The following is a 20,985-nucleotide window of genomic DNA, read 5'->3' as shown; positions in this document are numbered from 1 at the left end:
GGGCAGACCGGTTCCGGCCTGCTACACGCGCAGCAGGTGCAGTTCCACGAGCGGGCGCTTCTTGAGGCGCCGGCCAACCGCCTTGCGAAGGGCGGAACGTGCCGCCTCCCTCAGGGCCGAATCCTCCCGCCGCAGCGGGGCCGGCAGGTCGTTCACCATTCGCGCCAGATCCGCCGCGATCTGGATGGGCTCCTCCTCGCCAGGCTCGAAAAGCCCGGGGGCGGAGATCTGCGGCGACCCGACCACACGGCCCTGGTCATCCACCGCGACCGAGCCGACCACCACGCCGTTGAAGAGCATGCGACGCCGCGCGCCCAACACCGCGCCATCGAGCGGAAGCAGCCGGGGCCCGTCCACCGCCAGCTTGCCGCTTTGCACCGTCTCCGCCACCTCGGCCTGGCCGGGGCCGAGGCGCAGCACATCACCGTCCTCGATCAGATGCGGCGTCGCGCCGAACTCCTTCGCGAGGGCGGCGTGCTCCTGCAGGTGCCGCCACTCGCCATGCACCGGAACGGCGTGGCGGGGCTTCACCAACTCGTAGAGCCGGCGCAGCTCGTCCTTGGCCGGATGGCCCGAGACATGGACGGGGTGCTCGGAGTCCGGGGTGATCACGCGGCAGCCGGCGCGGTAAAGGGCGGCCTCCACATTCATGATCGCCTTCTCATTCCCCGGAATCATCCGGGACGAGAAGATCACCGTGTCGCCCTCCCCAAGGGAGATCTGGGGATGGGTGTCGGCGGCGATCTTGGCGAGCGCCGAGCGGGGCTCACCCTGGCTGCCCGTGCAGATGATCAGCAGCTCGTCATCCGGCAGGTATCCCGCCTCGTCCTCCTCCAGGAAGGGCGGCAGGTCCTTGAAATAGCCGGTTTCCCGCGCGGCGGCATCCGCGTTGCGAAGGGAACGCCCGAACAGCGCCACCCGGCGTCCGGCCGCCAGGGCAGCGCGGGTGATCGAGTCCACGCGCGCGATGTTGGTGGCGAAGCAGGCCACCGCGATCCGGCCCTTGAGGCTGGCGATCAGCTCGAACAACGCCTTCCGGACATCGGCCTCGCTGCCGGAATGCCCATCGACCAGGGCATTCGTGCTGTCGCAGACCATGGCCAGCACGCCTTCGCGCCCCAGGGCGGCGAAGGCGGCCTCATCGGTCGGCTCTCCGATCAGGGGGTCAGGGTCCAACTTCCAGTCGCCGGTATGCAGGACGATCCCGTGCCGCGTGCGGATGGCCAGGGCCTGCGCCTCGGGCACCGAATGCGCCACGCGCAGGAACTGCAGGTCGAAATTCCCGATCTTCACCCGGGTGGAGAGCGGGAGGGTGTGGAGGGTCACCTCATGCATCAGCCCGGCCTCGCCGAGCTTGCGGCGCAGGACGGCGCTCGCGAAGGGGCTGGCATAGATGGGGCAGCGGAGAACCGGCCAGAGCGACGCGACCGCCCCGAGATGGTCCTCATGGGCGTGGGTGATCACCAGCCCCACCAACCGGTCCCTGCGCTCGGAAAGCCAGGCGGGGTCCGGCACCAGGATCTCGGCCTCAGGCGCGTCGGCGCCGCCAAAGCCGATGCCGCAATCCACCGCCAGGAGCTGTCCATCCAGGCGGTAGATATTGAGGTTCATGCCGATCTCCCCCGTCCCCCCAAGAGGGAGGAAGGCGAGGTCGTCGGTCGCGTCGAAGGTCATTCGTTCTCGTTCTTGAGAGATTCTGGGAGCGTTGTCTTGTGGAAGATGGGTGGTGGGTTCCGGGCCGCCAACAGCCGCAGCCCCTCCAGCGTGATATCGGGATCAGTATGTTGAATGACGGTGGTGCCCTCGGCGAACAAGGGGGCGAGGCCACCGGTCGCGATCACCTTCAGGGGACCGCCATGCTCCGCTCGGATGCGGGCAACGAGCCCTTCCACCAGCCCCACATAGCCCCAGAAAATGCCGGATTGCATGGCCGGGACCGTATCCCGCCCGATGACGGACTGGGGCCGGCCAATGCCGATCCGGGGCAGCCTGGCCGCGGCGCGATGCAGCGCCTCGATTGAAAGATTGATTCCCGGCGCGATGATGCCGCCGATATAGGCGCCCCCATCCCCCACCACGTCAAAGGTCGTAGCGGTTCCGAAATCGATCACGATCAGCGGCGCGGTATAGTGGTGATGGGCCGCAAGCGCATTCAGCAGCCGGTCCGCTCCGACCTCCTTGGGCCGGTCCACCAAGATTTCGAAGCCCCATTCGACGCTCCCGGCGCGGGCAACGAGCGGCTCGCAGTCGAACCATTCCCGTGCCAGGCGCCGAAGGCTGTAGAGGGCCGCGGGAACGACCGTTCCGATGGCGCAGCCGGTGATGTCGGTGGGTTTCAGCCCGTGCTGGGACAGCAGGGCGAGGAGAAAGACGGCGTATTCGTCGCTCGTGCGGTCCGCCCGGGTGGCGATGCGCCAGCGGCCCCGCCATTCGGCGCCGTCATGCACGGCAAAGACGACATTGGTGTTGCCGGCATCGATGGCCAGAAGCATGCAGCACTTCCCCCCGTGGCCGTCAGAAGCTCACCTCCCCGGCCATGAGCGTTTCCATGCCGGTTGCAGTGCGAAGACGCAATCCGCCCCTTTCGTCCAGCCCCGCGAATTGCCCTTCCAGAATGCCCCGCGCTCCGCTCACGGCAATCGGGTGCCCCGGCGCATGGCCATGGGCCAGCCAGGCCAGGCGGACCGGCTCGAAGCCCTCACGCAGCCAGATGGCCCGCCAGCGATCAAGCGAGGCCATGATGCGGGCCGCGGCCTGCTCCGGCCGCACTGGTGGAGGCGGCAGCGCGGCGGTCGGCCGCCCCGGCACTGCCGGGGCATGAAGCAGGTTCACGCCGATCCCCAGGGAGAGCCAGGACAACCGCCCGTCCCCGCCGATCCCCGCTTCGGTCAGGATCCCGGCGCATTTCGCTCCCCCGAGGAGAAGGTCGTTCGGCCATTTCAGCGAAAGCCCCGGTCCCGCATGGGCCTGCAGCGCCTCATGCACCGCGACGGCTGCCAGCAGGCCCCATTGGGGCACGTCGCGCGCCAGGCATTCCGGGCGGAGAAGAAGGGAGAGGTAGAGATTGCCCTCGGGCGACACCCAGGACCGGCCCTGGGTTCCCCGCCCCGCGCTTTGCCGGCGGGCTAGGACCGCAAGGCGTTCGGCCTCACCCCCCTCGCCCGCCGCGCGGATCACATCGGCGGTGCTGGGCAGCTCATCATGGATATGGAGCCGCCAGCCCGCCGGAACGCCGGTCACCCCGCCAGTGCCGCGACCGCGGCTGTCGCCGCCGCGACGATCGGTGCGGGGAAGAGGAAGAACAGCACGTTGAAGAGTCCCGAGGCGGCGAGCACGACAGAAACCGCCGCCGGCCGCGGATCGAGCGAACCCTCGGGCGCGTCGAAATACATCACCTTGATGATCCGCAGATAGTAATAGGCGCTGACTACGCTGGTGAGCACGCCGAGGGTGGCGAGAACCCAGTAGCCCTCCTGCACCGCCGCCAGGAATACGTAGAGCTTCGAGAAAAAGCCCGCGAGCGGCGGGATGCCCGCCATGGAGAACATGAACACCACCATGGCCACGGCCATGGCCGGATCGGTGCGGCCAAGCCCTGCCAGATCCTCCACCCGCTCCAGCGCCCGGCCCTGCCGCCGCATGGAGACGAGCACGGCGAACACGCCCGCATTCATGACGAGATAGATCGCCATGTAGAGCATGACGCCCCGCAGGCCCGTATCGGTGGCGACCGCGAGGCCCATCAGCGCGTAGCCGACATGACCGATGGAGGAATAGGCCATCAGGCGCTTGATGTTGTTCTGCCGGAGCGCCGCGAAGGAGCCCAGCAGCATCGAACCGAGCGAGGCAAGATAGATCACGCCCTGCCACTGCGCGGCGAGTTCCGCGAAGGGATCGGCCAGCACGCGCACGAGAAGCGAGACGGCGGCCACCTTGGGTGCGGAGGCGAAGAACGCCGTCACCGGCGTCGGCGCGCCCTCATAGACGTCCGGCGTCCACATGTGGAAGGGCACGGCGGAGATCTTGAACGCCAGGGCGGCGATCACGAAGGTCACGCCGACCAGCAGCCCGAGCGAGACGGCGCCGTCTCCGGTGGCGGCATTCCCAATGGCCGCGAAGCTCGTCGAGCCGGAGAAGCCATAGGTGAGGCTGGCGCCATAAAGGTAAAGGCCGGACGCCAGGGCGCCGAGGACGAAGTACTTCAGCCCGGCCTCGGCGGAGCGCGCATTGTCCCGATCGAAGGCGGCGATCACGTAGAGCGAGAGCGAGAGCAGCTCCAGCCCCATATAGAGCGTGATCAGGTCCGCCGCGGAGACCATCACCATCATGCCGATGGTGCTGAAGAGGACGAGGATCGGGAATTCGAAGCGGGCGATGCCCTGCTTCTCGTTCCAGTCCAGCGCCAGCATTAGGCCGGAGGCGGCGCCGAGCAGGATCAGCACCTTGGCGAAGCGCGCGAAGCCGTCGGACACAAATTGCGTGCCGAAGGCCATCCCATCCGGCGTGGCCATCACCAGCACGGCGGCGATGAGCAGGGCGCCCAGCGTTCCCATCGTGACAGGGAAGGTCGTGTCCCGCTTGGGGATCACGCCGGCCAGGAGAAGCACGAGGCCGGCCGCCGCCAGCAGGATTTCAGGAAGGGCGAGAGTCCAGTTCATCGTCGCGCTCACAGGCCCGCCACCCGCGACACGGCGAGGGCGGCCTCATGCCGCTCCACCAGCACGGCGACCGAGGCCTCCCAGACATGGGTGAAGGAGGAGGGGTAGAGTCCCATCCAGAGGGTCAGGACGATCAGCGGCGCGAAGATCGCCAGCTCCCGCGGGGAGAGGTCGAGAAGGCCCCGCACCTCGTCCCGCGTGATCCTGGAAAAGACCACACGGCGATACAGCCAAAGCATATAGGCAGCGCCCAGGATCATGCCGGTGCCGGCACCCAGCGCCACCCAGGGGCTGGAACGCCAGGCGCCGGTAATCACCAGGAACTCACCAGGAAAGTTAGCGGTGCCCGGCAGGGCCACGCTGGCCATCGTGAAGAGCATGAAGACCAGCGCATAGGCCGGCATGACCTTCGCCACGCCGCCATAGCGGGCGATCTCGCGCGAATGCACCCGGTCATACAGCACGCCCACGCAGAGGAAGAGCGCGCCGGAGACAACGCCATGCGCCAGCATGGTGAAGAGCGCGCCGGAAATGCCCTGCTGGTTGAAGGTGAACAGGCCGATCGTGACGATGCCCATATGGGCCACCGATGAATAGGCGATGAGCTTCTTCATGTCGGTCTGCACGAAGGCGATCATGCTTGTGTAGATCACCGCCACGACGCTGAGGGCGAAGACCAGCGGCGCGAAGAAGGCCGAGGCGTCCGGAAAGAGCGGGATGGAGAAGCGCAGGAAGCCGTAGCCACCCATCTTCAGCAGCACGCCCGCCAGGATCACCGAGCCGGCTGTCGGCGCCTCGACATGCGCGTCTGGCAGCCAGGTATGCACCGGCCACATCGGAACCTTCACCGCGAAGGAGGCGAAGAAGGCCAGGAACATCCAGTACTGCCAGCTGGACGGCAGCGGCGTCTGCATCAGCGCCGCGATGTCCGTGCTGCCCGCATTGTACCAGAGAGCCAGGATGGCCAGCAGCATCAGCACCGAGCCGAGCAGCGTGTAGAGGAAGAACTTGAAGGCCGCATAGACCCGGCGCTGCCCGCCCCATACCCCGATGATGAGGAACATCGGGATCAGCACACCCTCGAAGAACACATAGAAGATGATCAGGTCGAGCGCGCAGAACATGCCGACCATCATCGTCTCCAGGACGAGGAAGGCGATCATGTATTCCCGCACCCGGGTCTGCACCGCTTCCCAGGAAGCAAGGATGCAGAGCGGGGTGAGGAAGGTGGAGAGCAACACGAAGAGGACGGAAATACCGTCCACACCCATGTGGTAGTTCACGCCGAACTCGGGCAGCCAGGCGAGCTGTTCCACGAACTGCGCGTCGGCGCTCCGCGGGTCGAAGCTGAACCACAGGATCAGCGAGAGCGTGAAGACGATCAGGCTGGTCCAGAGCGCGGTCCAGCGGGCGTTGGAGGCGACGGTCGCCTCATCCCCCCGCACGCACAGGATCGCCACAACCCCCGCCAGCGGCAGGAAGGTGAGCAGGGAGAGCAGCGGGAAGCCGGCCGCGTTCATCGGGTGAAGCCCAGGAAGATGACGGAGACGAAGACCACGAGGCCCGCGATCATGGTGAAGGCGTAGTTCGCCACGCGTCCGGTCTGGAAGCGTGCCACGCCGCGCGCGGCATCGACCGTGATCGCGGCGACGCCATTGGGGATGCCGTCGATGATGGTCGCGTCGCCCGTCTTCCAGAACACCTGCGAGAGGCGGCGGAAGGGCCGGACGAAGATCGCGTCATACAGCTCGTCGAAATACCACTTGTTCAGCAGGAAGCGGTGCAGCCCGGGGAAGGTCTGCGCCAGCCGCGCCGGGATCGCCGGTGCGAACATGTAGAACAGGTAGGCCAGCACGATGCCCGAGATGGCGATCACGGTGGGCGCCAGCGGCACCCATTCCGGCACCTCATGCGCGTGGTGCAGCACATGGTTGTGCTCGGCCGTGAAGATCGAGCCGTTCCAGAACTCGGCCTGATGGTGGCCCACGAAGAGGTCGTAGAACACCGCGCCGGTGAAGAGCGCGCCGACAGCCAGCACCAGCAGCGGGATCAGCATCACCGCCGGGCTCTCATGCACGTGCTCCATCACATGGTGATCCGCCCGCGGCTTGCCGTGGAAGGTCAGGATGAGGAGCCGCCAGGAGTAGAAGGCGGTGAGGAAGGCCGCGATCAGGCCCAGGACGAAGGCATACATCCCCGCCCCGGTATGGGCGGCGAAGGCGCTCTCCAGGATCATGTCCTTCGAATAGTAGCCGGCGAAGAAGGGAATGCCGGCCAGGGCCAGGCTGCCGATCCACATCACGGCATAGGTGATGGGGATCTTGGTCCAGATGCCGCCCATCTTTCGGATGTCCTGCTCGTCCGACATGGCGTGGATGACCGAGCCCGCGGAGAGGAAGAGCAGTGCCTTGAAGAAAGCATGGGTGAAGAGGTGGAAGACCGCCGCCTGGTAGGCGCCCACGCCGATGGCGAAGAACATGTAGCCGAGCTGCGAGCAGGTCGAATAAGCGATAATGCGCTTGATGTCGTTCTGCACGCAGCCGATCGTCGCTGCGAAGAAGGCGGTGGATGCCCCGACGATCGTCACCAGGGTCAGGGCATTCGGGGCGTATTCGAAGATGGGCGACATGCGCGCCAGCAGGAACACGCCCGCCGTCACCATGGTGGCGGCATGGATCAGCGCCGAAACCGGGGTCGGCCCTTCCATCGCGTCCGGAAGCCAGGTGTGCAGGCCCAGCTGGGCCGATTTTCCGCAGGCACCGAGGAACAGCAGCACCGAGATCACCTCGAGCGCCGGCATACCGGCGAAGGTAACCCCCCGCATTTCCTCGACGCGCGCGAAGATGTCGCCGAAGGTGAGCGCGCCGAAGGTCCAGAAGATCAGCGCCATGCCCAGCATGAAGAACAGGTCGCCAACCCGGTTCACGATGAACGCCTTCATCGAGGCCCGGTTCGCGCTCTCGCGCTCATACCAGTAGCCGATGAGCAGGTAGCTCGCGAGGCCGACGCCTTCCCAGCCGAAGAAGAGCTGGACGAGGTTGTCGGCGGTCACCAGCATCAGCATGGCGAAGGTGAAGAGGCCGAGATAGGCAAAGAAGCGCGGCGGCGTCTCGTCATGGGACATGTAGCCGACGCTGTAGAGGTGGATGAAAGTGGAGATGAAGGTCACCATCCCCACCATCATGGCGCTCAGCGTGTCGTAGCGGAGCGCCCAGTCCACGGTCAGGCCACCGACGCTGATCCATTCGGAAATGGTCACGGTGCGGGGCGCGGAATGCAGCCCCACCTCGACGAAGGCCGAGACGCCGCAGATGGCGGCCAGCACCATGCAGCCCACGGAAACCCACATGGACAGGCGGTCGCCCAGCCAGCGGCCGAAGAAGCCGGCGAGGGTGGCGCCCAGCAGGGGGAAGAAAACGGCACCGACGAACATGGCGCCCTAACCCTTCAGGGTGGACACGTCTTCCACCTCGATGCTGCCGCGGTTGCGGAAATAGATGACGACGATGGCCAGCCCGATCGCGGCCTCGGCGGCCGCGACGGTCAGGATGAACATCGCGAAGATCTGCCCGGTGAGGTCCCCCAGATTGGAGGAGAAGGCCACCAGGTTGAGGTTCACCGAGAGCAGGATCAGCTCGATCGACATCAGGATGACGATGATGTTCTTCCGGTTGAGGAAGATCCCGAACACGCCGAGCACGAAGAGGATCGCGCCCACCGTGAGGTAATGGCCGAGGCCGATCTCAAGCATCAGTGGTGCCCCCCATGGCCGTGGCCCCCATGGCCGTGATCGTCATGCCCCTGATGGCCATGCGCGACCGCCTTCGGCTTGGGCTCCTCCGGGGGCAGCGGGCGCAGGATGCCGAGTTGCCCGATGGAGGCCCCGACGGGGACCGAGGCCATGTCGAGCTGCGTGCGGCGCGTGACCTGGGCCGTGATGTCCTGGCGCTTGCTCCGGGCGCGGTCCCGGTGGGTCAGCACGATTGCGCCGATCATCGCGACCAGCAGGATGAAGCCCGCCGCCTGGAAGAGGAAGACATACTCCGTATAGAGCACCCGCCCGATCGCCACGGTGTTCTGCACATCGCCAGCCACCGGGTTCAGGCGCAGCACGCCCGCCTGCCCGCTGGACTGCCAGGCGCCGAACACGAACAGCAGTTCCAGCAGAAGAATGCCCCCGATCACCGCGCCGACCGGCGCGTAGCGCTGGAAGCCCTGGCGAAGCTGGGCGAAGTCGATGTCCAGCATCATCACGACGAAGAGGAAGAGCACCGCAACCGCGCCCACATAGACGATGACCAGGATCATCGCCAGGAACTCGGCCCCCGCGAGGAGGAAGAGCGCGGCCGCATTGAAGAAGCCGAGAATCAGGAACAGCACGCTGTGCACCGGGTTCCGGCTGGTGACGACCATCACGGCGCTGGCGATCAGCACCGCCGCGAAGGCGTAGAAGGCGAGTCCGGCGATCATCGGTAGGGTGCGTCCGCCTTCAGGCGCGCGGCGAGCATCGGCTCCCAGCGATCGCCGTTATCGAGGAGCTTCTGCTTGTCGTAGAACAGCTCCTCGCGGGTCTCGGTCGCGAACTCGAGGTTCGGCCCGAGCACGATGGCATCCACCGGGCAGGCCTCCTCGCAGAGGCCGCAATAGATGCACTTCGTCATGTCGATGTCGTAGCGCGTGGTCCGCCGGGAGGCATCCTCCCGCGGCTCGGACTCGATGGTGATGCACACGGCCGGGCAAACCGCCTCGCACAGCTTGCACGCGATGCAGCGCTCCTCCCCATTGGGGTAGCGACGCAGCGCATGCTCGCCGCGGAAACGCGGGCTCAGCGGAGAGCGTTCGGAGGGATAGGAGATGGTGGCCTTCTTCGAGAAGAAGGCCTTCAGCGTCAGCCACATGCCGGAGACAAGCTCCGTGAGCAGCAGGCTGCGCGCAACTCGGTCTAGCGTCGCCATGACGGGCGGACCTTTCCGCATGCAGTGTTGGGGCGGGTCATGCCGGCAGCCACCCGAAGATCTTGAGAGCCGCGGCGGTCAGCACCAGCCAGACGAGGCTGATCGGCAGGAACACCTTCCAGCCAAGCCGCATGAGCTGGTCATAGCGGTAGCGCGGGAAGGTGGCGCGGACCCAGACGAAGACGAAGAGGCAGAAGCAGACCTTCAGGATGAACCAGACCGGTCCCGGCACCCAGTTCAGGGGCGCCACGTCGAAGGGCGGCAGCCAGCCTCCGAGGAAGAGGATGGTGGTGAGCGACGACATGAGGATCATGTTCGCGTACTCACCGAGGAAGAAGAGCGCGAAGGTCATCGCGGAATATTCCACGAAGAACCCCGCCACGAGCTCCGATTCACCCTCGGGCAGGTCGAAGGGCGCCCGGTTCGTCTCCGCGAGCGTAGAGATGAAGAAGATGATGAACATCGGGAAGAGGGGGATGGCGAACCAGAGCCCCTTCTGCGCGAGCACGATCTCCGTCAGGTTCAGCGACCCCACGCAGAGCAGCACGGTGACGATCACGAAGCCCATGGAGACCTCGTAGGACACCATCTGCGCCGCCGAGCGGAGCGCGCCGAGGAAGGCGTATTTCGAGTTCGACGCCCAGCCCGCGATGATGATCCCATAGACGCCGAGAGAGGAGATGGCGAAGAGATAGAGGATGCCGACATTGATGTCGGCAATCGCCCAGCCCTCGTTCACCGGGATCACCGCCCAGGCGATCATCGCCAGGATGAAGGTGAGCATCGGCGCCATGATGAAGAGGACCCGGCTCGCGCCCGTGGGCACGATGGTCTCCTTCATCAGCATCTTGCCGGCATCGGCGAAGGGCTGCAGCAGGCCGAACGGGCCGACCACGTTCGGACCCTTCCGGAGCTGCATGGCCGCCATGATCTTGCGCTCGGCCCAAGTCATGTAGGCCACGCCGATCAGCAGCGGGACCAGCAGCGCCAGCGCCTGCGCGACGGTGAGGGACAGGATCCCGATCGGGGAGTTCAGAAAGCCGTCCATCACTCAGCCGCCATCGCCGGGGTGGGCGCGCCCTGGGCGGCGTGGGCCCGCGCGCATTCGGCCATCACGTCGCTGGCCCTGCCGAAGATGTCCGCCTGGTAGTAATTGGTGATGGCCGGGGCGAAGGGCTCGCTCCCCAGCGCGCCCGCATCCCCCGCCGGGGCACCAGGCACGGGGGCCGGAACCGGTGCCTCGTCCGGATGGGCGAAGACCGGGTTCACCTCGATCAGGCGCTGCCGGATGGCCGCGTGATCATCATAGGGCAGCGCCCCGCCCAGATAGTCGCTCGCCGCCCGCAGGATGCGCCAGTCCTCGCGCGCCTCGCCCGGCGGGAACACCGCCCGGCGGCCGCGCTGAACGCGCCCCTCGGTGCTGACATAGAGCCCGTCCTTTTCGAGGTAGCTGGCCCCGGGAAGGATTACGTCGGCCCGCGCCGCGGCGCGGTCGCCGTGGTGGCCCTGGTAGATCACGAAGGTTTCCGCCCCGATGAGGGCGGGGTCCAGCTCGTCGGCGCCCAGCAGCCAGAGGGCATCCACCCCGCCGCCCAGCATGGCGCCGAGATGCTTGCCCCCCTGCCCCGGCAGGAAGCCGATATCAAGGGCAGCCACCTGGCCGCCCGCATTGTGCAGCAGGTTGAAGCCGTTCCACTCGCCGGTGATGGCGTTGAGCGACTGCGCCAGCTTCCAGGCAGCGGCGAGAATCGCCGCGCCGTCCGGCCGGCGCAGGGCGCCGCGGCCGAGCAGAATGAGCGGCCGCTTGGCCTTGCGCAGCGCCTCGCCGAACGCCCCATCCATCAAACCGCGCAGCGCGTCGGGGCCGTCGCCCAGATGCTGCGCCGGGTAGGTGAGGTCGGGGCGCGGCCCGATCACGCCCACCGGCACCCGGGCCATGGCCCGCTTGCGGATGCGCGCATTCAGCACCGGCGCCTCGACACGCGGATTGCTGCCGATGATCAGCACCGCATCGGCCTGGTCGATCCCGGCAATGGTGCTGTTGAACAGGTAGAAGGCGCGGTTCGAGCCATCCAGCGCCGCACCGTCCTCACGGCAGTCCAGGTTCTGCGAACCGAGCCCGGCCATCAGGTCCTTCAGCGCCAGCACGCTCTCGGCATCCGCCAGCCCGCCGGCCACGGCGCCGATCCGGTCCCCCGGAAGCCCCTTCAGCCGCGCGGCGATCGCCTCGAAGGCCTCAGGCCAGCTCGCCGGACGCAGCTTGCCGTCCCGCTTCACCCATGGGCGGTCGAGGCGGCGATGCTTCAGAGCGTCGAAGGAGAAGCGGCCGCGATCGGCCATCCACTCCTCATTCACCTCCTCATGCACGCGCGGCAGGATGCGAAGGACATCCGGCCCGCGGCTGTCCACCCGGATATTGGTGCCGGTGGCGTCCAGCACGTCGATGCTGTCCACCTTCGACAGTTCCCAGGGCCGGGACATATAGGCATAGGGCCGACTGGTCAGCGCGCCCACCGGGCAGATGTCGATCAGGTTGCCCGACAGCTCGGAGGAGAGGGCCTTCTCCACATAGGTGGTGATCTCCAACGCCTCGCCGCGGCTCACGGCGCCCAACTCCGGCGTGCCGGCCACCTCGGTCGAGAAGCGGACACAGCGCGTGCACTGGATGCAGCGCGTCATGATCGGCTTGATCAGCGGGCCGAAATACTTGTCCGTCACGCTGCGCTTGTGCTCGCGGTAGCGGCTGGCGTCGTGGCCATAGGCCACGGCCTGGTCCTGCAGGTCGCATTCGCCGCCCTGGTCGCAGATCGGGCAGTCCAGCGGGTGGTTGATCAGCAGGAACTCCATCACGCCCCGCCGTGCGTTCCGCACAGTCGGGCTGTCCGTGATGATCTTCATCCCGTCCATGACGGGGAAGGCGCAGGAAGCCACGGGCTTCGGCGCCTTCTCCACCTCGACGAGGCACATGCGGCAATTGCCGGCGATGGACAGGCGCTCATGATAGCAGAAGCGGGGGATTTCGGCCCCCGCCAGCTCCGCCGCCTGGAGTGCCGTGGCGCCAAGCGGCACCTCGATCTCCTGGCCATCCACCGTGACCTTGATGAGCTTCACGTCGCTCATGACATTCACTCCGCCGCCATCGGCAAGGGCCGGGCGGCATGCTGTCTCTTATACTCGGCGATCCGCTCCTCCATCATCGGACGGAAGTGGCGGATGAGGCCCTGCACCGGCCAGACGCCGCCATCGGCGAGCGCACAGATCGTGTGCCCCTCGATGCGCTTCGTCACGTCCTCCAGCACGTCGATCTCGTCGATCTCGGCGCGGCCCTCGACCATGCGGTCCATCATGCGGCTGACCCAGCCCATGCCCTCGCGGCAGGGCGTGCACTGGCCGCAGCTCTCATGCTTGTAGAACTTGGAGAGCCGGGCGATGGCGCGGATCAGGTCCGTGGACTTGTCCATCACGATCACCCCCGCCGTGCCAAGGCCCGACTTGTGCTCGCGCAGCGCGTCGAAGTCCATCAGCACGTCGTCGCAGATGTGCTTGGGCAGCAGCGGCGTGGAGGAGCCGCCGGGAATCACGCAGAGCAGGTTGTCCCAGCCCCCGCGCACGCCACCGGCATGGCGCTCGATGAGCTCGCGCAACGGCATGCTCATCTCCTCCTCCACATTGCAGGGCTTGTTCACATGGCCCTGGATGCAGAAGATCTTCGTGCCCGAGTTCTTCGGCCGGCCGAAGCCGGCGAACCAGCCCGCGCCACGCCGCAGGATGGTCGGCACCACCGCGATGGTCTCGACATTGTTCACCGTCGTCGGCCGGCCATAGAGGCCCACCGCCGCCGGGAAGGGCGGCTTCAGCCGCGGCATGCCCTTCTTGCCCTCAAGGGACTCGATGAGCGCCGTCTCCTCGCCGCAGATATAGGCACCTGCGCCGCGATGAACGTAGAGGTCGAAGTCATAGCCCGACCCGGCCGCGTTCTTGCCGAGCAGCCCCGCCGCATAGGCCTCGTCGATCGCGGCCTGCAGCACCAGGTGCTCGTTGTAATACTCGCCGCGCACATAGATGTAGCCGGCCGAGGCGTTCATCGCGACCGCCGCCAGCAGGCAGCCCTCGATCAGCGTGTGCGGATCGTGGCGCAGGATGTCCCGGTCCTTGCAGGTGCCCGGCTCCGACTCGTCGGAATTGACGACGAGATAGGAGGGCAGCCCGTCCGGGTTGGACTTGGGCATGAAGGACCACTTCAGCCCCGTCGGGAAGCCGGCGCCGCCGCGGCCACGAAGGCCGGACTGCTTCACCTCCTCGATGATCCAGTCACGGCCCTTGGCGATCAGCCCGGACGTGCCATCCCAGTTGCCACGCTTCTGCGCGGCCTGCAGCCCCCAGTGCTGCACGCCGTACAGGTTGGTGAAAATGCGGTCCTTGTCCTGAAGGGCCATGTCAGTTCCCTCCCCCTTCACGAGCCAGGGGCACGTCAAGCAGCGTCAGCGGCCCACCTTCCGGCGCGCTGGTCTGGCGCCCGATGGTGCTGCCCGGCTTCGGCCGCTCGCCGCGCCGGAGCGCCTCGATCAGCTGAACCGTGCGGTCGTAGTCCAGGTCCTCGTAGTAGTCGTCATCCACCTGAAGGATCGGCGCGTTCACGCAGGCGCCAAGGCACTCCACCTCGGTCAGGGTGAACGCCCCGTCCTCGCTGGTGTCGCCATAGCCCTTGAGCTTGCCCGCATCCTTGCAGGCGCGCAGCACGTCGTCCGAACCGCGTAGCATGCAGGGCGTGGTGCCGCAGACTTGCAGGTGGAAGCGCCCGATCGGACGGGTGTTGAACATGAAGTAGAAGGTCGCGACCTCGAAGACGCGGATCGGCGCCATGCCCAGGCGCTCGCCCACCTTGTCCATCGCCACGCGCGGCACCCAGGCGCTGCCGGTCTGCCGGCCCATCTGCTTCTGCACGACGTACAGAAGCGGGATCACGCCCGAAGCCTTCTTTTCGGCAGGGTAGCGGGCCAGGATCTTGGCGATCTGCGCCTCGCTCTCCGCGTCGAACTCGAAGCTATCCGGCTCGGCCTGGCTGTTGCGCCAGTTCGGGTCGAGGTGATCAACAGCTGCTTCGGTCACCGGTCGATCTCCCCGAAAACGATATCGAGGCTGCCGATCACCGCCACGGCATCCGCCAGCATATGCCCCTTGGACAGCACCTCCATCGCCTGGAGATGCGCGAAGCCCGGCGCCCGGATCTTGCACCGGTGCGGACGGTTGGTGCCGTTGGCCACGAGATAGACCCCGAACTCGCCCTTCGGCGCTTCCACCGCGGTGTAGGTCTCTCCGGCGGGAATGTGGAAGCCCTCCGTGTAGAGCTTGAAGTGGTGAATGAGGGATTCCATCGAACGCTTCATCTCGCCGCGCTTCGGCGGCGTGATCTTGTTGTCCTGCACCCGCACCGGGCCTTCCGGCATCTGGTCCAGGCACTGGTGGATGATCTTCAGGCTCTCCCGCATCTCCGCCATGCGGACGAGATAGCGGTCATAGCAGTCGCCATGGCGGCCGACCGGGATTTCGAACTCCATCCGGTCATACACGTCATAGGGCTGCTGGCGCCGCAGGTCCCAGGCCATGCCGGAGGCGCGGAGGCAGGGGCCGGAGAAGCCCCACTCCATCGCCTGCTCGGCGGTCATGACGCCGATATCCACGGTGCGCTGCTTGAAGATGCGGTTATGCGTCAGCAGCCCATCCAGGTCGTCGATGAACTTCGGGAAGCCATTGGCCCAGGCGCGAATCCGCTCCGGCATGCCGGCCGGCAGGTCGCGATGCACACCACCCGGCCGGAAGTAGTTGGCATGGTAGTGGCTGCCCGAAACCTGCTCGTAGAATTCCAGCAGGATCTCGCGCTGCTCGAAGCCCCAGAGCGGCGGCGTGATCGCACCGCAGTCCAGCGCATAGGTGGTGATGTTCAGCAGGTGATTCAGGATGCGCGTGATCTCGGCGAAGAGCACGCGGATATACTGCGCGCGCAGCGGCGCCTGGATGCCAAGCAGCCGCTCCTGCGCAAGCGCGAAGACATGCTCCATGCACATGGGCGAGACGTAGTCGAGCCGGTCGAAATACGGCATCGCCTGCACATAGGTCTTGTACTCGATCAGCTTCTCGGTGCCGCGATGAAGCAGCCCGATATGCGGGTCGGCACGCTCCACAACCTCGCCCTTCATTTCCAGGATGAGGCGCAGCACGCCATGGGCGGCCGGATGCTGGGGGCCGAAGTTAATGGTGTGGCTGTCCACCTCCACCCGCCGCAGACCGGGCTCGGCAGCGGCGTCCGGACCGGTGGCTTGGGTGTCGGCAGAATTCAGGGCGCCGGTCGTCAGGCTCATGGCTGGTTCTCCGCTTCCGGCTTCTCCAGAAGCGATGCGGGCGGCGGCGCGATCCGGTTCAGATGCACCTTCTCGTCGCCCGGCAGGGTGGTCATGCCCTCCCAGGGGGAGAGGAAGTCGAAATTGCGGAAGTCCTGCTGGAGCTTCACCGGCTCATAGACCACCTCGCGCCGCTCGGGGTCGTAGCGGACCTCGACATGGCCGGTCAGCGGGAAGTCCTTGCGCAGCGGGTGCCCCTGGAAGCCGTAATCCGTGAGGAGCCGGCGCAGGTCCACATTGCCCTCAAAGGCAATGCCATACATGTCCCAGGCCTCGCGCTCGAACCAGCCGGCGGTCGGCCAGATGGCGGTCACGCTCGGCACGGGATTCTCCGCATCCGTCGTGGTCACCACCCGGATGCGGTGATTGTGAGTGAGGGACAGCAGGTTCCACACCACGTCGAAGCGCTCGGCGCGCTCCGGCCAGTCCACGCCGCAGAGATCCATGCACTGCTCGAAGGCGAAGCGCGGGTCCGTCCGCAGCACCGCCATCACGGGAAGCACGGCGTCGCGGCGGATGCGGATGGTCAGCTCCGCCCCGCGGACCACGAAGGCCTCCAGCACGGCGCCGGGCGGCATGGCCGCGGCGACCTGCTCGCCCAGGGCGGTCAGGTCGGGGGATAGGTTCGGGGAAAGCTCAGCCACGGAGAATCGTCCCGGTCCGGCGGATCTTCTTTTGCAGCTGCATGATGCCATAGACCAGCGCCTCCGCCGTCGGCGGGCAGCCCGGGACATAGACATCCACAGGCACGATGCGGTCGCAGCCGCGCACCACGCTGTAGCTCCAGTGATAGTAGCCGCCGCCGTTGGCGCAGCTGCCCATGGAGATCACCCAGCGCGGCTCGCTCATCTGGTCATAGACCTTGCGCAGGGCCGGGGCCATCTTGTTGGTCAGCGTGCCCGCCACGATCATCACGTCCGACTGGCGCGGCGACCCACGCGGGATCACGCCGAAACGGTCCAGATCGTAGCGCGCCATATAGGCGTGGATCATCGGCACGGCGCAGCAGGCCAGGCCGAAGGTCATCGGCCAGAGGCTGCCCGTGCGGGCCCAGTTCACCACCTTGTCCAGGTTGGCGACAACGAAGCCCTTCTCCTCGATCTCGCCGGTCACGCCGCGGATCACCGCGTCCTGCTCCGGCCCCGGGGGAAGAGCCTGATTGTTCCAGGCCATCTGTTCGCTGTTGACGCCGCTCATCGCATCGTCCTCCGCGCGTCACCGCGCGTCATCATCCTGCGGGCCATGCGGCCCGTCTCGCCACGCTCGCTCACGCGGCTCACCTCACCGCGCGTCGCGCGGCTCATTCCCAGTCCAGCGCGCCCTTGCGCCACTCATAGATGAACCCGACCGTCAGCAGCCCGAGGAAGCCCATCATCGAGAGGAAGCCGAGCCAGCCGATCCCACCCAGCGCCACGGCCCAGGGGAACAGGAAGGCCACCTCCAGGTCGAAGATGATGAACAGGATCGCCACGAGGTAGAATCGCACGTCGAAGCGATGCCGCGTGTCCTCGAACGGCTCGAACCCGCACTCATAGGTCGAGAGCTTCTCCGCATCCGGCTTCTGGCGGGCGGCCAGAACGGAACCGCCCACCATGGCGATGCTGATCGCCGCGGCGATGCCCAGGAAAACCAGGATCGGGAAGTAGTTGGCCAGCAACGGCTGGGTCATGGTGCCCCTCGGTGCTTCGGGGCACCCAGGGTTGACTGACCACCGGATACGCCCATGGGCGCTGAGGCCATGCCGCAGCGCAACGCTGCGCACCATATAGTCAAGGATGGTCGGCCGCCATAGGGGCCACCGGCCCAGTTCAGCACAATGGATGCAGCTTAATCAACACTTGCGAGCAATTCGCAAGCAGAAGAGGAAGTCCGGAACGCAAAACGCCGCCCCAGGGGGCGGCGCTTTGAAAGGCGTTGAATGGCGCGAGTGACGGGGCTCGAACCCGCGACCTCCGGCGTGACAGGCCGGCGCTCTAACCGACTGAGCTACACCCGCACAAGGTAGTCCCGAAAGCAAAGCGCCGCCCGTGGGAGCGGCGCAAGGATCGCATCGCGTGGCGCGAGTGACGGGGCTCGAACCCGCGACCTCCGGCGTGACAGGCCGGCGCTCTAACCGACTGAGCTACACCCGCGTGCGATGTGGGGCCGTTTATGGGCTGCGGCGGGGCCTGTCAACCCGATGTCACCATTCCCTTGCGGGACATGGGCGGGAATGGGCGCTGAGGGATTCGAACCCCCGGCATCCTCGGTGTAAACGAGGCGCTCTACCGCTGAGCTAAGCGCCCGCCCTGCCCGTTTCTGGGCGGCCCAGGAGCCTTGAAGCGCAACCGCGCCCCCGGGGCAATCCTCCTGGCTCACGCCCGGCCCCACGGCATGAAAAAGGGCGCCGGCACAGGCCGGCGCCCCCCTTCAATACCAGGGATCCAGGGATCCCGCTCAGTGCGGCAGGCTGGCGCCCGCCGGGTCACCGGCTGCGGGCTTGGCCGGGTTGACCTCCTCCGGCTCGATCCAGTCGATCGCCTTGGGCTGGCGCACCAGGGCCTGGGAGATCACCTCGTCAACATGGGAGACGGGAATGACCTTCAGCGCCTTGGTGACGCTCTCCGGGATATCGGCCAGGTCCTTCTCGTTCTCCTTCGGGATGAAGACCGTGCCCACCCCGGCGCGGAGCGCCGCGAGGAGCTTCTCCTTCAACCCGCCGATCGGCAGCACCCGGCCGCGTAGCGTGATCTCGCCGGTCATGGCCACGTCCTTGCGAACGGCGATGCCGGTGAGGATCGAGACGATGCTCGTCGCCATGGCGATGCCCGCGGAAGGCCCGTCCTTCGGCGTCGCGCCCTCGGGCACGTGGACATGGATGTCCCGCTTCTCGAAGACGGTCGGCTTGATGCCGAAGCTCGTCGCGCGGCTGCGCACATAGGACACCGCCGCGGAAACGCTCTCCTGCATCACGTCGCCGAGCTTGCCGGTGTGCTTCACCGCGCCCTTGCCGGGCAGCAGCACGGCCTCGATCGTCAGGATCTCGCCACCCACCTCGGTCCAGGCAAGGCCGGTGACGGCGCCCACCATGTCCTCGGCCTCGGCCTCGCCATAGCGGAACTTCCGCACCCCGGCATACTTGCCCAGGTTCTCGGCGGTGATCTCGACCGTCGTCGCCTTGCCCGAGACGATCTCGCGGACCGCCTTGCGGGCCAGGCCGCCGATCTCGCGCTCCAGGTTCCGGACGCCGGCCTCGCGCGTGTAGTAGCGCACGAGGTCGCGGATCGCCTCGTCCGAGACGCTCCACTCGTCCGGCTTCAGCCCGTTCGCCTCAGTGACCTTGCCGATCAGGTGGCGGCGGGAGATGCCGATCTTCTCATCCTCGGTGTAGCCGGGGATGCGGATAATCTCCATGCGGTCCAGCAGCGGCTGGGGCATCTTCAGCGAGTTGGCGGTCGTGATGAACATCACGTCCGACAGGTCGTAATCCACCTCCAGGTAGTGGTCGTTGAAGGTCCCGTTCTGCTCGGGGTCCAGCACCTCCAGCAGGGCCGAGGACGGGTCCCCGCGCCAGTCGGCGCCGAGCTTGTCGATCTCGTCCAGCAGGAAGAGCGGGTTGGCCGTCTTCGCCTTCTTCATGCCCTGGATGACCTTGCCCGGCATGGAGCCGATATAGGTCCGCCGGTGGCCGCGCACCTCCGCCTCGTCCCGCACGCCGCCCAGCGACATGCGCACGAAGTTGCGGTTCACCGCCTTGGCGATGGACTTGCCAAGCGAGGTCTTGCCGACGCCCGGAGGGCCGACGAGGCACAGGATCGGGCCGCGGATCTTCTTGGACCGGCTCTGGACGGCCAGGTACTCGATGATCCGCTCCTTGACCTTGTCCAGGCCGTAGTGGTCGGCGTCCAGGACGCGCTGCGCCTCCTCCAGGTCGATCCGCACCTTGGTGCGCTTCTTCCAGGGGATGGACACCATCCAGTCCAGATAGTTCCGGACGACAGTGGCCTCGGCCGACATGGGGGACATGCCGCGCAGCTTCTTCAGCTCGCCCTGCGCCTTCTCGCGAGCCTCGGCGGAGAGACCGGCCTTCTTGATCTTCTCCTCGAGCTCGGCGATCTCGTCCTTGCCTTCCTCGCCCTCGCCCAGCTCCTTCTGAATGGCCTTCATCTGCTCATTCAGGTAGTACTCGCGCTGGGTCTTCTCCATCTGCCGCTTCACGCGGTTCCGGATGCGCTTCTCGACCTGAAGAACGCCGATCTCGCTTTCCATATGCGCGAAGACGCGCTCGAGACGGGCGGGCACGCCCACCGTCTCCAGCAGCTCCTGCTTCTCGGCGATCTTAAGGTTCAGATGGGCCGCGACCGTGTCCGCGAGCTTGGCTGGCTCCTCGATCTGGTTGATCGAGACCAGCACCTCCGGCGCGATCTTCTTGTTGAGCTTGATATAGCCCTCGAACTGGCTGACGACCGAGCGGCTCAGCGCCTCGACCTCACGCGGCTCGGGGCTGGTCTCCTCGATGGTCTCGGCGAAAGCCTCGAAATGCGTGCCCGTCTCCTTCCAGCCCACCACGCGCGCGCGGCGGCCACCCTCGACCAGCACCTTCACGGTGCCGTCCGGGAGCTTCAGGAGCTGGAGGACGGTGGAAACAGTGCCGACCTCGAACAGGTCGCCCGCCTCCGGATCATCCTGGGCGGCGTTCCGCTGCGCCAGGAGAAGGATCTGCTTGTCCTCGCGCATCACGCTTTCCAGCGCGCGCACGGACTTCTCGCGCCCCACGAAAAGGGGAACGATCATATGCGGGAATACAACGATATCGCGGAGGGGAAGGACGGGCAGAGCCTCGCCCCGGACCAGTGCCGCTTCAGAATCCGCCATGGGGACCTCGCTTGGACAGTCGGCGCGGGAACGCCCCGATCGGGCACGTCCCCGTCACCACGGGTAAGGCCCTAATGTGGTGCCGGGGCAGCCTTCCCACAACGGCGGGAGGGCCGCCCC

General features: G+C 66.7%; 18 protein-coding genes and 3 tRNA genes. All 21 read right to left on the bottom strand.

The window, feature by feature from the left end; translation table 11 throughout:
* Window positions 1-21: 21 nt before the first annotated feature.
* Window positions 22-1,674, bottom strand: coding sequence for a ribonuclease J (locus J8J14_RS12955; protein WP_209379947.1), 1,653 nt, complete (start codon window positions 1,672-1,674; stop codon window positions 22-24).
* Window positions 1,671-2,492, bottom strand: coding sequence for a type III pantothenate kinase (locus J8J14_RS12950; protein WP_209379946.1), 822 nt, complete (start codon window positions 2,490-2,492; stop codon window positions 1,671-1,673). The genes J8J14_RS12955 and J8J14_RS12950 overlap by 4 nt, the downstream gene beginning before the upstream one ends.
* A 22-nt stretch (window positions 2,493-2,514) precedes the next feature.
* Entirely contained in the window at window positions 2,515-3,240 is a 726-nt protein-coding gene (locus J8J14_RS12945) for a biotin--[acetyl-CoA-carboxylase] ligase (RefSeq protein ID WP_209379945.1), read from the bottom strand.
* Entirely contained in the window at window positions 3,237-4,658 is a 1,422-nt protein-coding gene (gene nuoN, locus J8J14_RS12940) for an NADH-quinone oxidoreductase subunit NuoN (protein WP_209379944.1), read from the bottom strand. The genes J8J14_RS12945 and nuoN overlap by 4 nt, the downstream gene beginning before the upstream one ends.
* An 8-nt stretch (window positions 4,659-4,666) precedes the next feature.
* Window positions 4,667-6,178, bottom strand: coding sequence for an NADH-quinone oxidoreductase subunit M (locus J8J14_RS12935; protein WP_209379943.1), 1,512 nt, complete (start codon window positions 6,176-6,178; stop codon window positions 4,667-4,669).
* Window positions 6,175-8,091 carry an NADH-quinone oxidoreductase subunit L gene (nuoL, locus tag J8J14_RS12930; protein WP_209379942.1) on the bottom strand — a complete coding sequence of 639 codons (1,917 nt, stop codon included), beginning with the start codon at window positions 8,089-8,091 and terminating at the stop codon, window positions 6,175-6,177. Before nuoL ends, J8J14_RS12935 begins: the two co-directional genes overlap by 4 nt.
* A 6-nt stretch (window positions 8,092-8,097) precedes the next feature.
* Window positions 8,098-8,409 (bottom strand): NADH-quinone oxidoreductase subunit NuoK, encoded by a 312-nt coding sequence (gene nuoK / locus J8J14_RS12925; RefSeq protein ID WP_209379941.1) that lies wholly within the window; start codon window positions 8,407-8,409, stop codon window positions 8,098-8,100.
* Window positions 8,409-9,128 carry an NADH-quinone oxidoreductase subunit J gene (locus J8J14_RS12920; RefSeq protein ID WP_209379940.1) on the bottom strand — a complete coding sequence of 240 codons (720 nt, stop codon included), beginning with the start codon at window positions 9,126-9,128 and terminating at the stop codon, window positions 8,409-8,411. The genes nuoK and J8J14_RS12920 overlap by 1 nt, the downstream gene beginning before the upstream one ends.
* Window positions 9,125-9,613 carry an NADH-quinone oxidoreductase subunit NuoI gene (gene nuoI, locus J8J14_RS12915; RefSeq protein WP_209379939.1) on the bottom strand — a complete coding sequence of 163 codons (489 nt, stop codon included), beginning with the start codon at window positions 9,611-9,613 and terminating at the stop codon, window positions 9,125-9,127. The genes J8J14_RS12920 and nuoI overlap by 4 nt, the downstream gene beginning before the upstream one ends.
* Window positions 9,614-9,650: 37 nt before the next feature.
* Complete coding sequence (gene nuoH, locus J8J14_RS12910) at window positions 9,651-10,661, bottom strand: NADH-quinone oxidoreductase subunit NuoH (protein WP_245215740.1); 1,011 nt, start codon at window positions 10,659-10,661, stop codon at window positions 9,651-9,653.
* On the bottom strand, window positions 10,661-12,733 hold the full coding sequence (gene nuoG / locus J8J14_RS12905; RefSeq protein ID WP_209379937.1) for an NADH-quinone oxidoreductase subunit NuoG: 2,073 nt from the start codon (window positions 12,731-12,733) through the stop codon (window positions 10,661-10,663). The genes nuoH and nuoG overlap by 1 nt, the downstream gene beginning before the upstream one ends.
* A 5-nt stretch (window positions 12,734-12,738) precedes the next feature.
* A complete protein-coding gene (gene nuoF, locus J8J14_RS12900; RefSeq protein WP_209379936.1) occupies window positions 12,739-14,049 on the bottom strand; it encodes an NADH-quinone oxidoreductase subunit NuoF in 1,311 nt (436 codons plus the stop codon).
* 1 nt (window position 14,050) lies between these two features.
* Window positions 14,051-14,722: a complex I 24 kDa subunit family protein gene (locus J8J14_RS12895; protein ID WP_209379935.1), complete on the bottom strand. Its 672-nt coding sequence runs from the start codon at window positions 14,720-14,722 to the stop codon at window positions 14,051-14,053.
* Window positions 14,719-15,972 (bottom strand): NADH-quinone oxidoreductase subunit D, encoded by a 1,254-nt coding sequence (locus tag J8J14_RS12890; RefSeq protein ID WP_209379934.1) that lies wholly within the window; start codon window positions 15,970-15,972, stop codon window positions 14,719-14,721. The genes J8J14_RS12895 and J8J14_RS12890 overlap by 4 nt, the downstream gene beginning before the upstream one ends.
* Window positions 15,969-16,655, bottom strand: coding sequence for an NADH-quinone oxidoreductase subunit C (locus J8J14_RS12885; RefSeq protein ID WP_342452442.1), 687 nt, complete (start codon window positions 16,653-16,655; stop codon window positions 15,969-15,971). The genes J8J14_RS12890 and J8J14_RS12885 overlap by 4 nt, the downstream gene beginning before the upstream one ends.
* A complete protein-coding gene (locus J8J14_RS12880) occupies window positions 16,648-17,208 on the bottom strand; it encodes a NuoB/complex I 20 kDa subunit family protein (protein ID WP_209379932.1) in 561 nt (186 codons plus the stop codon). The genes J8J14_RS12885 and J8J14_RS12880 overlap by 8 nt, the downstream gene beginning before the upstream one ends.
* Window positions 17,209-17,311: 103 nt before the next feature.
* Window positions 17,312-17,680: an NADH-quinone oxidoreductase subunit A gene (locus J8J14_RS12875; RefSeq protein WP_209379931.1), complete on the bottom strand. Its 369-nt coding sequence runs from the start codon at window positions 17,678-17,680 to the stop codon at window positions 17,312-17,314.
* Window positions 17,681-17,930: 250 nt separating this feature from the next.
* Window positions 17,931-18,007: transfer RNA gene (locus J8J14_RS12870), tRNA-Asp, on the bottom strand.
* A 59-nt stretch (window positions 18,008-18,066) separates the two neighbouring features.
* Window positions 18,067-18,143: transfer RNA gene (locus J8J14_RS12865), tRNA-Asp, on the bottom strand.
* Between the two features lie 81 nt (window positions 18,144-18,224).
* Window positions 18,225-18,296: transfer RNA gene (locus J8J14_RS12860), tRNA-Val, on the bottom strand.
* Window positions 18,297-18,447: 151 nt separating this feature from the next.
* Window positions 18,448-20,865 (bottom strand): endopeptidase La, encoded by a 2,418-nt coding sequence (gene lon, locus J8J14_RS12855; RefSeq protein WP_209379930.1) that lies wholly within the window; start codon window positions 20,863-20,865, stop codon window positions 18,448-18,450.
* Window positions 20,866-20,985: the final 120 nt, after the last annotated feature.

This window comes from Pararoseomonas baculiformis (genome assembly GCF_017813395.1).
GTDB classification, from domain to species: Bacteria; Pseudomonadota; Alphaproteobacteria; order Acetobacterales; family Acetobacteraceae; genus Roseomonas; species Roseomonas baculiformis.
This window is presented reverse-complemented; position numbering and strand designations above follow the sequence as displayed.

What these genes read in the sequence shown, in the direction of transcription:
- J8J14_RS12955 (WP_209379947.1), bottom strand. Translation starts at nt 1,674, where the DNA reads ATGACCTTCGACGCGACCGACGACCTCGCCTTCCTCCCTCTTGGGGGG.
- J8J14_RS12950 (WP_209379946.1), bottom strand. Translation starts at nt 2,492, where the DNA reads ATGCTTCTGGCCATCGATGCCGGCAACACCAATGTCGTCTTTGCCGTG.
- nuoN (WP_209379944.1), bottom strand. Translation starts at nt 4,658, where the DNA reads ATGAACTGGACTCTCGCCCTTCCTGAAATCCTGCTGGCGGCGGCCGGC.
- J8J14_RS12935 (WP_209379943.1), bottom strand. Translation starts at nt 6,178, where the DNA reads ATGAACGCGGCCGGCTTCCCGCTGCTCTCCCTGCTCACCTTCCTGCCG.
- nuoL (WP_209379942.1), bottom strand. Translation starts at nt 8,091, where the DNA reads ATGTTCGTCGGTGCCGTTTTCTTCCCCCTGCTGGGCGCCACCCTCGCC.
- nuoK (WP_209379941.1), bottom strand. Translation starts at nt 8,409, where the DNA reads ATGCTTGAGATCGGCCTCGGCCATTACCTCACGGTGGGCGCGATCCTC.
- J8J14_RS12920 (WP_209379940.1), bottom strand. Translation starts at nt 9,128, where the DNA reads ATGATCGCCGGACTCGCCTTCTACGCCTTCGCGGCGGTGCTGATCGCC.
- nuoI (WP_209379939.1), bottom strand. Translation starts at nt 9,613, where the DNA reads ATGGCGACGCTAGACCGAGTTGCGCGCAGCCTGCTGCTCACGGAGCTT.
- nuoH (WP_245215740.1), bottom strand. Translation starts at nt 10,661, where the DNA reads ATGGACGGCTTTCTGAACTCCCCGATCGGGATCCTGTCCCTCACCGTC.
- nuoG (WP_209379937.1), bottom strand. Translation starts at nt 12,733, where the DNA reads ATGAGCGACGTGAAGCTCATCAAGGTCACGGTGGATGGCCAGGAGATC.
- nuoF (WP_209379936.1), bottom strand. Translation starts at nt 14,049, where the DNA reads ATGGCCCTTCAGGACAAGGACCGCATTTTCACCAACCTGTACGGCGTG.
- J8J14_RS12890 (WP_209379934.1), bottom strand. Translation starts at nt 15,972, where the DNA reads ATGAGCCTGACGACCGGCGCCCTGAATTCTGCCGACACCCAAGCCACC.
- J8J14_RS12880 (WP_209379932.1), bottom strand. Translation starts at nt 17,208, where the DNA reads ATGAGCGGCGTCAACAGCGAACAGATGGCCTGGAACAATCAGGCTCTT.
- J8J14_RS12875 (WP_209379931.1), bottom strand. Translation starts at nt 17,680, where the DNA reads ATGACCCAGCCGTTGCTGGCCAACTACTTCCCGATCCTGGTTTTCCTG.
- lon (WP_209379930.1), bottom strand. Translation starts at nt 20,865, where the DNA reads ATGGCGGATTCTGAAGCGGCACTGGTCCGGGGCGAGGCTCTGCCCGTC.